This window comes from Pantoea sp. CFCC18179 (assembly GCF_059412405.1).
The window spans coordinates 237,187-250,275 of sequence record NZ_JBNBPM010000003.1 but is presented as its reverse complement, the minus strand read 5'-3'; the positions used below and the strand labels follow the sequence as shown (position 1 = coordinate 250,275).

The following is a 13,089-nucleotide window of genomic DNA, read 5'->3' as shown; positions in this document are numbered from 1 at the left end:
GCTTAACTCCGTTTTATACGCTCTGTTGCGCACTGTACGTGATTTCCGGCCAGCGTGCAGAAGGAAACAGCGATAAGCGGATGTTGAACAAGTGGAACATCGGCGTAAACAGCGTTTTTTCCTGCATCGCCGCGCTTTCCAGTCGCAGCAGCAAGGCGTTTAATTCCGCCAGCAATTCAGGCTGCGGCGCGGTGTGCAGCGACTTTAAGCGACGTTTGAGGAACTGGCTCAATTCGTGGAACATCGCCGCGCTCTCAATCTGGTGCGCCAAGAGCAACTCACGGTGGCGGGTGTAATAGTCGTAGCAGTTGGCGCCCAGCCAGGCTTCCGCGATCAAATTGCCGCCGGAGACCAGATCGGGCGCAGGATCAACACGTTTGCGCGGCAAGATAATGTTGACCTTATCCAGCGTGCGCGAAACAAACTGCTGGCGCGCCGTCATCGTCACGCTGTTGAGGCGCACCGTGGCGATAAAGTGCAGCAACTCACGAATCCCTTTGCGCACCGCACGTCTCGCGGTCCACGACGGACGTTTATTGCGAATCAGCGCAGTGATCACCAGTGCAAAGGTAATGCCCACCAGCGTCGAGAGAATCGCGTTCACTATAAGCTGCAAATCAGGTTTGAAATTGTGGCTCATGCCGATCAAACCGGGGATTTGCGTGGCGACGATCAAACCAATCAGGTTGGTGGATGGATTGGCAATCACCAATCCCAGCGCCAGCAATCCTGGCGCGAGGCAAATCACCAACGCTTCAAAGGTGACAGCTTGCGGGATCAACACCGTGATATAGAACAGGCTAATCGCCACCGAGATCAGCACGCCTTTGAGGAATAATTTCATCGGCGCGATGGGGCTATCCATCCCGGCGAAGAACGAGCACAGCACCGCCGCCATCATCGGCGCGGTCGCACCATCCACCCAGCCGCTACCAATCCAAAATACGCAGGTGGCAAAGGTGGCGATAAAAGCGGTAAACGACGACAGCAGCAGTAAACCTTTATCGACATGCTTGTGAGCGCGCGCCATTTTTCCGGCTTTGACGGCCGGCGTCCACTCGCTCACCCGCTCGCTAACGCTATGATAAGCATCGACGATGCGCACAAAGTTGAGTAGACGTTCCAGCAATCCCATCAGCAAAATACTCTCTTCGCTATTGAGGCGGCCTTGTTGCCAGGCGGCTTGCAACTGTTGTTGTGCGGCGACTAATTTTTCGCGGATCGGTAGCTGATCCTCGCCGTTGAGCCACAGCAAAAATTGCTGGAACACGTCAGCGATGTATTCCGGGAAAAGGATGTTCTGTTGCGCCAGCAAATTCAGGCGCGATTCGATTGCCGTCAGCGTAGGAATGAAATACGACAGATGTTGATACTGCACGCTGACTAAGCGCACTAGGCGCCGCGCCGCATCGCCTTCGTAGACGCAATGGGTGATCAGCGTTTCTACATTGAGCGGATAGTTGGCCATCTGCACCAGAATATCTTCGCGCTCGACCGATTTCTCGGCGGGCATCGCAGTAACCAATTCGCTGCACAGCTTGCGCGCGTTCTGATACCACAGATTGACGCTCTGCTCTAACAGGTTGCGCATCGAAACCGGCCACAACAGGCGATGCACCAGGCTGCTACAAATGATCGCCACAGTGATCTCTTCAATACGCGAAATTACCGTGTAGGTAATCGCCGAAGGAGAAACCACATCGGGGAAACCCATGATCGCGGCACTGTATCCCGCCAACATAAACACATAGCTTTTTGGTGTGCGATCGTGTAGCGACAAATAGAGGCAAACCGCCACCCACAGCGAAATGCACAGACTAAACAGCAGTGGATCTTCCACCGTAGCGGGATAGATCAGCAGCGTAAACAGCCCGCCTAACACGGTGCCGAAGAAGCGGAAAATCGATTTTGATACCGTCGAACCCGAATAGAGTTGCGACGCAACGTACACTGTAGTCAGTGACCAGGCTGGTTTATCAAGATTAAGTTCCAGAGCGATATAAAAAGCCAGAAAGGCAGCAAGACAAGTTTTGGCAGAGAACAACACTGCACTTGGTGAAAGCCACTTCATAGAACAGGTAAAACCTTATACAGGCAGCGGAATTGCCTATCCTGACAGAAGCTTTTTAAAATGGCATTTTGATTTGTTATACAAATTATTACCGTGCTAATTATATGGGCATCTATGGAAATATCGCCGCTGCTGCTGATTACAGTGAATGACCCAGATCACATCACCATCAGTTATAAGCGATCGAAATTCGTTATTTATTGGTTATATAAGCGCTTTGCTATCGTGGCAAAAAAACCACGAGAGAATCATCATGAAAGCCACATTTCCTGCCGTAAGCGCATTAGCACTTAGCGTTGGCCTGCTCTCCGCGCACGCCTTCGCTGCCAACCCAGAAACCGTCACCGTGGGCTATCAAAAAGCCAATATCTTTGCCTTGCTGAAGTATCGCGGCACGCTGGATGAGACGTTGAAGAAAGAAGGCATTAACGTGCGTTGGGTGGAGTTCCCCGCCGGGCCACAAATGCTGGAAGGTCTTAACGTCGGCAGTATTGATTTAGCCGCCACCGGCGATGCACCGCCCGCTTTTGCTCAGGCGGCGAAAGCGGATTTGATCTACCTCGGCCATTCACCCGCCAATCCCAAAACCGAAGCGATTGTGGTACCCAAAGACTCCGCCATCAAAAGCGTCGCCGATTTGAAAGGCAAACGCGTTGGCTTAAATAAGGGTTCCGACGTGAACTATCTGCTGGTGAAAGCGCTGGAAGATGCCGGACTTAATTACAAAGACGTCACGCCGGTATACCTGCCACCCGCCGATGCGCGTGCTGCGTTCCAGAAAGGCGCGATTGATGCGTGGGTGATTTGGGATCCGTTCCTGGCGGAAGTTGAAGCTCATGCTGATGCGCGCCAAATACGTAACGCCGAAGGTTTAGTGCCGCATTACACCTTCTATCTTGCCAGCCGTCCGTTCGCCGATGGTCATCCACAAATCGCTAAACAGGTAGTGGATGAACTGAGTAAGTTGAGTGATTGGGCCAATAAAAATCAAGATGATGCGGCGGCGATCCTCTCTAAATCAACCGGATTGGATAAAGCCATCTGGCAAACTACGTTGCAGCGTTTGCCGTACGGCGCAACGCGCATGACGCCGCAGGTGTTTGATGAGCAACAGGCGTTGGCGGATACCTTTACCCGCGTTGGGTTGTTGCCGGTCAAGGTGGATGTGCGTAGCGCGACGTGGTCGCTGGACAAGAAGTAAGTCCTCACAATTTACCAGGTCACCATAAATGGCGACCCTACGCTGACTGTGTAGGGTCGCCATTTATGGTGACCTGGTTTTATATCAGCCTTCCCCCCGACCAATCTGCCAAATACCTGTCGGTGCCGCGCCATTGACTTTCCAGTCGCCAATATCGCGCGCTTTATACACTACTGGATTATGCGACGACACGGTGCGCGCGTTGCGCCAATGACGATCCAAGGCTTTGCTGACGCGTGTATCGGATGCGCCCAACGCATTGAACAACTCGGTTGCCGCCCGCGTCACCAATTCGCTGGCAATCACTTGCGCCTGGCCAGCCTCGGCTTCCGCCAGCACATTGATTTCCGCAATCTGCGATTCATCGTGGCTTAAATGGGCGACATATGCTGATTGCAGTGAATGTGTAGCACGAATCACCGTGGCTTCCACCGCGAACGTTAGGCTAGTAATTTCGCCGATAACCTGCAAAATCTGCGCATCCTGACGCGCAACATTGCCATTGCCGTGGCTATAAACGCGATTACGCGCCGCCACTGCTTTTGCACCATCACGCGCCACCGCGCGAGCAATCCCCGCCAGCGTCGCCAGTAACACATGCTGGTAGAACGCGGTTTGATAACGAAAACGGGTAGCGAAATCATAAACGTGCGCTTGCTCGACGTGAACGCTATCGAAACGCGTGGTGCCGCTGCCGGTAAGACGCTGACCAAAGCCGTCCCAGTCGTCTTCACGTGTTACGCCCGGTTGGTGGGCGTTCACCAGAGCGATGACATCGCCCTGGTTGTCGTTGCGACGCGCGAACACATCAATCCAGTCTGCGTATAGCGTGCCAGTGCTGTAAAACTTCTCGCCGCTTAGCGTCCAGCCGGTTGATGATGGCGTGACGCGGGTGATCACATCACCCAGCTTGACCGCACCAATTTCGGTCCAGCCGCTGCCCACCAGCTCGCCGTCGATAAAGCGTCGGAACCAGCCATCGCGCTCTGAGTTGTCCGGTTGATTAAGCCGATCTTCGACAAAGGCAAAATGGGCGCGCAGCGCCTGCGGCAGATTGGAGTCCGCTTCCGCCAACTCAATGAGCAGCTGAAACAGCTGCGGCAGCGATGCGCCCCAACCGCCCTTCTCTGTTGGAATGCGCACCGTGCCAAATCCAGCTTCTTTCAACCAGGTTATTGCTTCATACGGCAATGTGCGGTTGCGTTCACGCTCAACTGCGCCTACGGCGATGCGCGCGAATATTGGGCGGAAATGCGCCGCCAGCGCGTCATAATCTGTGCCTGTTGCTAATAAGCTCATGGTTAGCCCTCAGATGAAAGTTCGTCGATATCGTGGCGAGTAGGCTCGTGACGCACCGCCAGCAAGAAGAAGATTGGAATGATCGCCGCCAGTGAAACCACCCAAAACATATTGGTGCCAAGCGCCGCTTGCAGAATCGGTAAAATGAACAGCGCCAGCGCACTGCCGATGCCAGAGAGCGCACGGCTAAAACCGACGCCGGTCGCACGAATCGAAGTGGGATAAGAGAGCGCCGGATACACCATCAATTGCGCGCCTGGGCCAAAACCTTCTGCAAACAGCCACAATCCCAACATCAACACGGCGAAAATGATGCCAGCGATGGCTTGAGGATGCCCAATCAACGCCAGGGCGATTAATGCAAAGAATTGCAGCGCAAAACCGGCAATCGCCACGTGACGCGACGGATATTTCCACGCCAAACGCATACCGAGCAGGCCGCCGGTAAACGCGAACAACGCATTGAGGCCGAGCGACGCCGAGATGGTTTCAAACACACCGGCGCCCAGGAACTGCGCCAGAATCGATGGCAGGAAGAAGGCAATTGCGGTGTATTCAAAGGAAATACAGATGTTCATCACGCCCGCCACGATGGTGCGTTCGCGCCACGGTTTTTCAAACAACACGCGGAAACTGACTTTTGGCGCGGCAGCAGCGGGCGGCGCTTCCGGTTCTGCCTCGTGTGCATGAATGCCGTAAGAATCACGCAAGATGCGCACCGCACCCTTGAGATCGCCCTGATTCGCTGCCCACAACGGCGATTCGTTCATAAACTTGCTGCGTACTGCGATGATCAGCAATGCTGGCACTGCGCCAAACAGCAGCGAAGCGCGCCATAACCAATCAAGATGATCTTTTGGCAGCAGGAAATAGAGCGCGAAGATCAGCAAGAAGCACACGGTGGAAGCGGCGTACCACATTGGGCACCATGCGGCGAGTCGCGCCGCTTTGTTGCCTTTACCAGCGAACTTCGAAAATTCGGCCAGATACGACATCGCCACCGGCAAATCGATGCCAACGCCAACCCCCATTAAAAAGCGCGCGCCAATCAACACCCAAACGTTGGGCGCTAAGCCAGCGGCAATTGCTGAGACTACAAAGAACAGCATGTCGGCCATGAACACCGAATAACGGCCGTATTTATCGGTGAGCCAGCCGCCAACCAGATTGCCGACGATGGTGCCGACCATAATCGATGACGTTACCAAGCCGGTAAGTAGCGGCGAGAGTTGGAACTCGCGCACCACATCATCAATACCATACGACAGCGTGGTGAGATCGTAGGCATCGAGGAACACGCCGCCGAGCGCAAGGAACACGATCATGCGCGCGTAATTGTCGGTTTTGGTGCGCGTGTTGATAAGCCTAGCCACATCGCTGACCGAACGTACCGGCTCTGACGCCGGCAAGGTGTTTTCTAAAGGTATGGAACTCATAACGCCTCACGTTGTTGTTTTGTAGTGCAGGTGAGGTTGTTATAAGCGCTTTATTGGCTTAGCCAAAACAACAATAATTGATATTAATTTACAATAATATCAATTAGATAAACTTATTTTTAAGCAACGCAAAAACCCGGAAACGCCAGGCGAATCCGGGTGATCGATTGAGAATCATTACTCGGCGGAAACTGGCACCAATACACCTTTAACTAGCGGATCGTCGGTGGTTTTCAGCCATTGCTGCACGCGCGGATCGGAGAAGGCTTGTTTGAGTTTCTCGATATTTTCTTGTTGCAGATAAGGCGTACCAATCACTAACTGCGACGCGAAAGTACGTGGCGCAGGCGGGAACAGAATGCCTTTTTCACGCGGCACTTTACCGGCATCGAATTGCGACACATAGCCAATTGCCGCATCGACCGAATTTAGCGCTCGTGGCATGGTCAGTAAATCCAACTCTTTGAAAACAAAACCATGTGGATTACCAACGATGTTTTTCAGCTTAGCGGTGCGCGGTTCGACGTTGGGATCAAGCGTAATCAGTCCCTGTCGCGCCAACAGCCATAATGCCTGGCCTTGGTTTGCGCCATCATCCGGCACCACGATGGTGGCGCCCTGAGGTAAATCCGCTACCGATTTATAACGATCGGAGTAGATACCAAACGCCCATTGGAACAACGGCAGCGCGGACGTTAGCGCAAAACCGTTGGCATCCACCACTTGCTTAAGCCACCACTGATGCTGATACACCGTTGCCGCATATTGCCCTTGCGCGACGGCGCGGTCGGCTTGCACCGGATCCTGCACGCCTACCGCTTCCAGCTTGAGGCCGTAATCAGGCGCGATATGTTCGCCAACGTACTCGATCAGCTTCTGCTCTCCCGCCATCGCCGGTTCGAAGTGCACTTGTAGCGTAGTACCGAAAACCACGGTCTGCGCTTGTTGCGTGCGCCAGAACCAACCGCCTGCCGCGAGTACAACGACCACTGTAATCAGTAGTAGCCACGGCCAACGGCGTGTTTTACGCAGTTCAAAATCTTGTGTTGTCATAGTGAAGTCCCCTGAGGATGGCGCAATGTGGCGACCAGGCGGTCACCGAGAAACTGGATGGTTTGGATTAAGGCAATCAGCACCACGATGGTGGCGATCATGATGTGATTGTCGAAGCGCTGATAGCCGTACACCACCGCCAGATAACCGATGCCGCCTGCGCCGATAGTCCCGGCAATCGCCGAGTACTCAATCATTGAGATCAGATTGAGCGTCACCGCCGCGACAATGGCAGGCAATGCTTCGCTAAGCTGCGCCGATCGGATGATTTGCCAACGCGAGCCGCCGCACACCAATCCCACGGCGGTGACTTCACTGGGCAATTCGCGGAGCGCGTTATCGACTAAACGACCAAAAAACGGAATTCCAGCAGCGATCATCGGTACCACTGCCGCAGGAATGCCGATAGTGGTGCCGGTTAGCCAGAAGGTGAAAGGTATGATTGCCGCCATCAATACCAGAAACGGCAACGAACGCCCCATATTGACGATCCAACTTAATACGCGATGGATGCCGCGATGTGGGAACAAACCGCGTAGCGAAGTGTTGAACAGCACCACACCCACCGCACCGCCGCAAGAGACGACAAACAGCATCACAATCGCCACCATTAAGGCGGTTTCCCCTAACGCGGGCAGCATCAATGACGGAATTTCTGGCCACGGCGTGTCCTGACTCATTACCGATACGCTCATACCACCGCCCTTAGCGGAAAGACACTTCCCGCTACGCTAGCCACCAAACCCAGTTGCTCACATTGAGCGAGCAAACGCGCCAGCGGCACGCGCTCATGCTGAAAGTGAATGCCAACCTGTAAGCGTCCCGCCTGCAAGCCGTTGAAATGCTCGACGTGCGCACCGAGTAAGTCAATGCGCAATCCAAACTGCTGGCTAAGGCGAGAAATCCAATCGCTGGCGACCGTAACATCGGTGCGATAGCTGAGCTGGAGGACTAATTCAGCATCACTGGATTGTGAGGCCAGCGGGAACAAGCGCTGACCCAAGGCGGAATCCGGCTGTGCCAGCAATTCACGCACTACGCCGTATTGCACAATCTGCCCATCGCGAATTTCCGCAACCGCATCAGCGGCTTGCCTTACCGCATCCATCTCGTGGGTGATCATCACAATCGCTAACTTGTAGTCGTCGCGCAGCTTTTTCAACAGATCAAGAATGGTGACGGTGGCTTGTGGATCGAGTCCCGAAGTGGCTTCGTCTGCCAGCAAGACCGAAGGGCGTAACGCCAGTGCGCGGGCAATGCCAATCCGTTGTCGCTGGCCGCCCGAAAGCTGGCCCGGATAAGCGTTGGCTTTGTGGCTAAGACCCACGCTTTCCAGCAGTTCGCCGACGCGTGCTTTTATGTCGCGCTCAATCACACCGAGATAATGCAGCGGCAAGGCGATGTTTTCCCAAGCGGTTTTGCGCTGCAGTAACGCCGAAGACTGAAATACGGTGCCAATCGAACGACGCGCCTGACGCAACGCGCCACCATCGAGACGCGACAGATCGCTGCCGTTCACCCGGATGCTGCCAGCGCTGGGTTGCTCCAGCAGGCTGATGCATTTCGCCAGCGTGGATTTCCCCGCGCCGCTTGGGCCAACCACCGCCGTAATATTGGCTTGCGGCACTTGCAGGCTGATGGATTTGAGTACCTCGGTAACGCGGCCATCGGGCGCCCGGTAATGTTTGCTCAACTGGTCGATCTCAATCATAAAACCTCCTGCGTGACAGAGGTTTTAACCCGATAACCGGCGCCCGGATGCGGCGCTTGTAGCTGCGGACCGGCGGCAAATAACTTCTCGCGCAATGTGCCTGCTGCGTACTCTTTTTTATACACGCCACGCTTTTGCAGTTCCGGAATCAGCAGCTCAACCACATCCTCAAAGGTTTCGTGGGTCAGCGCGTAGGCGAAGTTGAAACCATCAACATCGGTCTCTTCCACCCAGCTTTGTAATTCGTCAGCCACGGTTTGCGCGCTACCGACAATCAGCGGGCCAAAGCCGCCGATGCCGACCCAATCTGCCAGTGCTTTCACTGTCCACTGGCGATCGGGATCGGCGGTGGAGAAGGTTTCAACCGCCGACTGAATGGCGTTGGTGTGAATGTATTTGAGCACCTGGTCCGGTTGATATTGGCCGAAATCGATGCCGGTCCAGCCTGATACCAGCGCCAGCGCGCCTTCGTAGCTAACCCATTGGGTGTAATCCTTCCATTTGGCCTGCGCCGCCAAATCGGTTTCGCCTACAATCACGGTTTGCAGGTTAAAGATTTTGATGCTGTAAGGATCGCGCCCGGCTTCTGCTGCGCGGCGACGGATATCCGCCACGGTTTTCTTCAGCAGCACTTTGGATGGCGCGGCGACAAACACGCATTCGGCATGTTCAGCGGCGAACTGTTTGCCGCGGCTCGACGCACCGGCTTGATATAAAACCGGCGTGCGCTGTGGCGATGGCTCGCACAGATGAATCCCCGGCACATTAAAAAACGTGCCCTGATGATTGATAGGATGGATTTTACGCGGATCGCTGAAGATGCGACGCTCGCGGTCGCGCAGCACCGCATCTTGCTCCCAACTGCCTTCCAGCAGCTTGTAAACCACTTGCAGATACTCATCGGCGTAATCGTAGCGGCTGTCATGATCGGTTTGCGCTTGATGGCCAATATTGCGTGCGCCACTTTCAAGATACGACGTGACGATATTCCAGCCCACGCGCCCTTTGGTAAGATGATCGAGCGTTGAGAGACGACGCGCAAACGGATAAGGATGCTCAAATGATAACGACGCGGTAAGGCCGAACCCCAAATGTTCGGTGACCAGCGCCATCGGCGTGATTAACGCCAGCGGATCATTGACCGGCACCTGCGTCGCCTGACGAATCGCCGCATCGCCATTGCCGTTGAGCACGTCATAAATGCCCAGCACATCGGCAATAAACAGACCATCAAATTTGCCGCGTTCCAGCAGGCGCGCTAAATCAACCCAATATTCCAAATCTTTGTATTGCCAAGAGCGGTCACGCGGATGCGCCCACAGGCCCGGCGATTGGTGTCCAACACAGTTCATATCAAATGCATTCAAGCGAATTTCACGTTGCGATGGCATAGCAAACTCCATAGCGAGGCCGTGATCGTGCTACGACCCGGCGTTCGTCAGTTAATTTTTAGGAAGTTGAAAGAATCAGTGCGCTGAAGGGGGACATCGCTCGGCGTGAGCGATTTGCAGTTCTTGCAGAATAGTTTGTGCCACCGCAGCCGCGTGATCGGCCACTTGCGGCAGCCCCATCAATTCACCAAAGCGTGCGCGTGCGGCGGGGCCAACCACCAGCAAACGTGCATTTGGCTGGTCGTTGGAATCCAACGTTTGCGAGTGCCGATCGACATCAATGCCAAAACCGAGCGAATCGGGTCGAATCAAACCTTGCTGGCTCAGCGATTGCAGCAGCGGCTGACTGTCGGTTAGCGCCTCATGGCCCGGTCCTGTGGTGACGATCAGATGATCAATTGGATGCGTTTCGATGCCGCCGCCACGTAGATGCAGCGTGATCGCCAATTGCTTTCCGTGGTCGACGATGTTGCTGAGACGCGCAGCCATTACGTTTAAGCTGCCTTGTTGCTGACGGGCGCTGATAACCGCAGCCACCTGCGGCGCAATGCGATAACGGTGTACATCCCACCACGAACGTAAATGGCGTACAAAACGCTGCTGTTCTTGTAACGGCAACGATTGCCAAATGTCCTGACCTTGCACGCGCACTTGATCCAATACACGTTGCCACGGCAATTGCTGTTCTGCCGCTCGCGCTACCTCGGCACGAATATGGTGTAGCCATAAACGCGCATTGGACGCATTCTGCGGCGCTAACGTCCATTCAGGCCACTCACCACTTAAATTGGCGCGAGAAAGCTGTCCACGGCGCGAGAAGGCGATTAACGGGCCACGATGCTGACGTGTGTCGAGTGAGGCGACAACATCCGCCATACTCAAACCGGTGCCAATAATCGCTACCGATGCATCTGGATGGATGGCATCTAACGCGCCATGCTGCCACGGATTAGCGATCAAGGCGGGATGCTGCGCGAAAGGTTGCAGCCCACGCGGTAATGCTGGCGGCGGATGACTGATAGCTAATGCCAGTACGTCGCCTTGTAATGTCTCGCCATTGCTCAGCAGTAACTGCTCGCCTTCCCAGGCAACAGCGCTGGCTTGAACATGACGCATTTTGACATGCGGATGTAGCTGTTGCGCATGTGCGAACTGCTGCACCAGATAGCGGCCAAACATGCCGCGCTGCGGATAAACCGATCCATCGGCACAATGCGCTACTGAATCCAGTGAACATTCGGGTTGCTGGCGATACCAGCGATCAAACGCGCCCTGCTCCTCACCGCTCAGCTGCATGCGTGTAGCGGGTACGTTGATGCGGTGCGCGGGTTCGGTGGTGGAGTAGGCAACGCCGCCGCCAAGCTGATCACGCGGTTCGACCACTGTAATCAGTAAACTCACTGCGGAGGTCCGGGCGAGATGAATCGCCAGCGCCGTTCCGCTGAATCCTCCACCCACAATGATCACATGTGCCGTAGCCATCGCCTTCTCCTGCATTAACTCGCGCTCGTTTGTTTCGAAGGACGTTTATCGCCACCAATGGTTTCACCAAAGGGACCCGTGTTAACGGTGCGAGCGCGCTGCTGTTGAGCGTTCGCCAGCGGCAATAATGGCAGCAGCAACTCGGCGACGCGATGCGCCTCTTCCAGATGCGGATAACCAGACAGAATAAAGTTAGTCACACCTAAAGCTTGATATTCGCGAATGCGTTCTGCTACTTGCTCAGGGCTGCCAACCAATGCTGTACCCGCGCCGCCACGCACTAAGCCGACGCCCGCCCACAGATTTGGCGCAATGTAGAGATTATCGCGCGAACCATTATGTAGTGCGCTCATGCGCGCCTGGCCCGCCGAATCCATGCGCGCAAAAATTTTCTGCGCCTGCGCAATAGTCTCTTCATCCAGATGCGCAATCAACTTTTGCGCTGCGGCTTTGGCTTCTTCCTCGGTCTCGCGCACAATGACGTGCAAGCGAATGCCATACTCCAGCTTACGTCCTCGCGATTGCGCACGCGCGCGGACCACTTCCAGCTTCTCCGCAACCTGCGCTGGCGGTTCGCCCCACGTCAAATAGGTATCAATCTGTTCAGCTGCGACATCGATGGCTGCATCCGAGGAACCACCAAAATAGAGCGGCGGGCCATTTTCCTGCACCGGTGGGAATAACACTTCCGCGCCTTCAACGTGAATGTGTTCGCCGTGGTAATCGACCTTCTCACCGCGCATCAGTCGGCTATAGACGTCGAGAAACTCTTTGGTGACTTCATAACGTTCACTATGATTGAGGAAGATGCCGTCGCCTTTGTTCTCGACCGGATCGCCACCGGTCACCACGTTAATCAGCAAACGTCCTTCTGACAGGCGATCAAGCGTGGTTGCCATACGCGCCGCGAGTGTCGGCGGCTGCAACCCTGGACGCACGGCAACCAAATAACGCAGACGGCGCGTAATCGGCGCTAACGCTGAAGCCACCAACCACGAATCTTCACAACTTTTGCCAGTCGGAATCAAAACGCCGTAGAAGCCGAGATTGTCGGCGGCGAGCGCCACTTGCTGTAAGTAGGCCAAATCAACCTGACGTCCGCCTTCTGTGGTGCCAAGATAGCGTCCATCGCCGTGAGTCGGTAAAAACCAAAAGACGTTAATTTTCTCGTTCGCGGAATCGGCCATTATGCTTTTCCTATATAACTTTATTAAAAAATGATCATTTTTGACTGCTTATTTAGTTATATGGCTATTAGCGAGAAACGTGCCAGCTTTGAAAAAACTGTGAGTTACTGGATTTCAGACACTTAGCCATCAATCCTTTGATTAAAGCCGTTGCAATTGCAACATTGGCCCAACAGCAATTGCTGCATATGCAACTGCTTATGCTTTTTTCCTGGTATTCAAGCAATGCCGGTGGGTTTAGCCTGGCGATATCATCTT

The 13,089-nt window shown here is 54.6% G+C and carries 10 protein-coding genes; 1 reads left to right on the top strand and 9 read right to left on the bottom strand.

The window, feature by feature from the left end; translation table 11 throughout:
• Window positions 1-13: 13 nt before the first annotated feature.
• Window positions 14-2,071: an FUSC family protein gene (locus tag ACPUC7_RS08775; RefSeq protein WP_494922607.1), complete on the bottom strand. Its 2,058-nt coding sequence runs from the start codon at window positions 2,069-2,071 to the stop codon at window positions 14-16.
• A 253-nt stretch (window positions 2,072-2,324) separates the two neighbouring features.
• On the opposite strand from ACPUC7_RS08775, the gene ACPUC7_RS08770 reads away from it, so the two are divergent.
• The gene (locus tag ACPUC7_RS08770) at window positions 2,325-3,272 is read left to right on the top strand and encodes a sulfonate ABC transporter substrate-binding protein (RefSeq protein WP_494922606.1); all 948 of its coding nucleotides are present in this window, start codon (window positions 2,325-2,327) and stop codon (window positions 3,270-3,272) included.
• Between the two features lie 84 nt (window positions 3,273-3,356).
• On the opposite strand, the gene ACPUC7_RS08765 is transcribed toward ACPUC7_RS08770, so the two are convergent.
• The 8 genes from ACPUC7_RS08765 to ssuD form a co-directional block, all read right to left on the bottom strand.
• Window positions 3,357-4,571: an acyl-CoA dehydrogenase family protein gene (locus ACPUC7_RS08765; protein ID WP_494922605.1), complete on the bottom strand. Its 1,215-nt coding sequence runs from the start codon at window positions 4,569-4,571 to the stop codon at window positions 3,357-3,359.
• 2 nt (window positions 4,572-4,573) lie between these two features.
• Window positions 4,574-6,007, bottom strand: coding sequence for an MFS transporter (locus ACPUC7_RS08760; protein WP_494922604.1), 1,434 nt, complete (start codon window positions 6,005-6,007; stop codon window positions 4,574-4,576).
• 177 nt (window positions 6,008-6,184) lie between these two features.
• Entirely contained in the window at window positions 6,185-7,060 is an 876-nt protein-coding gene (locus tag ACPUC7_RS08755; RefSeq protein WP_494922603.1) for a MetQ/NlpA family ABC transporter substrate-binding protein, read from the bottom strand.
• A complete protein-coding gene (locus tag ACPUC7_RS08750) occupies window positions 7,057-7,755 on the bottom strand; it encodes a methionine ABC transporter permease (protein WP_494922602.1) in 699 nt (232 codons plus the stop codon). The genes ACPUC7_RS08755 and ACPUC7_RS08750 overlap by 4 nt, the downstream gene beginning before the upstream one ends.
• Complete coding sequence (locus ACPUC7_RS08745; RefSeq protein WP_494922601.1) at window positions 7,752-8,771, bottom strand: methionine ABC transporter ATP-binding protein; 1,020 nt, start codon at window positions 8,769-8,771, stop codon at window positions 7,752-7,754. The genes ACPUC7_RS08750 and ACPUC7_RS08745 overlap by 4 nt, the downstream gene beginning before the upstream one ends.
• Window positions 8,768-10,162, bottom strand: coding sequence for an LLM class flavin-dependent oxidoreductase (locus ACPUC7_RS08740; protein ID WP_494922600.1), 1,395 nt, complete (start codon window positions 10,160-10,162; stop codon window positions 8,768-8,770). Before ACPUC7_RS08740 ends, ACPUC7_RS08745 begins: the two co-directional genes overlap by 4 nt.
• A 75-nt stretch (window positions 10,163-10,237) precedes the next feature.
• Entirely contained in the window at window positions 10,238-11,644 is a 1,407-nt protein-coding gene (locus tag ACPUC7_RS08735; RefSeq protein WP_494922599.1) for an FAD/NAD(P)-binding protein, read from the bottom strand.
• 14 nt (window positions 11,645-11,658) lie between these two features.
• A complete protein-coding gene (gene ssuD, locus ACPUC7_RS08730) occupies window positions 11,659-12,831 on the bottom strand; it encodes an FMNH2-dependent alkanesulfonate monooxygenase (RefSeq protein ID WP_494922598.1) in 1,173 nt (390 codons plus the stop codon).
• Window positions 12,832-13,089: the final 258 nt, after the last annotated feature.

Excerpts from the sequence above, each read along its gene's own strand:
- ACPUC7_RS08775 (WP_494922607.1), bottom strand. The coding sequence starts at position 2,071 with ATGAAGTGGCTTTCACCAAGTGCAGTGTTGTTCTCTGCCAAAACTTGT.
- ACPUC7_RS08770 (WP_494922606.1), top strand. The coding sequence starts at position 2,325 with ATGAAAGCCACATTTCCTGCCGTAAGCGCATTAGCACTTAGCGTTGGC.
- ACPUC7_RS08765 (WP_494922605.1), bottom strand. The coding sequence starts at position 4,571 with ATGAGCTTATTAGCAACAGGCACAGATTATGACGCGCTGGCGGCGCAT.
- ACPUC7_RS08760 (WP_494922604.1), bottom strand. The coding sequence starts at position 6,007 with ATGAGTTCCATACCTTTAGAAAACACCTTGCCGGCGTCAGAGCCGGTA.
- ACPUC7_RS08755 (WP_494922603.1), bottom strand. The coding sequence starts at position 7,060 with ATGACAACACAAGATTTTGAACTGCGTAAAACACGCCGTTGGCCGTGG.
- ACPUC7_RS08750 (WP_494922602.1), bottom strand. The coding sequence starts at position 7,755 with ATGAGCGTATCGGTAATGAGTCAGGACACGCCGTGGCCAGAAATTCCG.
- ACPUC7_RS08745 (WP_494922601.1), bottom strand. The coding sequence starts at position 8,771 with ATGATTGAGATCGACCAGTTGAGCAAACATTACCGGGCGCCCGATGGC.
- ACPUC7_RS08740 (WP_494922600.1), bottom strand. The coding sequence starts at position 10,162 with ATGCCATCGCAACGTGAAATTCGCTTGAATGCATTTGATATGAACTGT.
- ACPUC7_RS08735 (WP_494922599.1), bottom strand. The coding sequence starts at position 11,644 with ATGGCTACGGCACATGTGATCATTGTGGGTGGAGGATTCAGCGGAACG.
- ssuD (WP_494922598.1), bottom strand. The coding sequence starts at position 12,831 with ATGGCCGATTCCGCGAACGAGAAAATTAACGTCTTTTGGTTTTTACCG.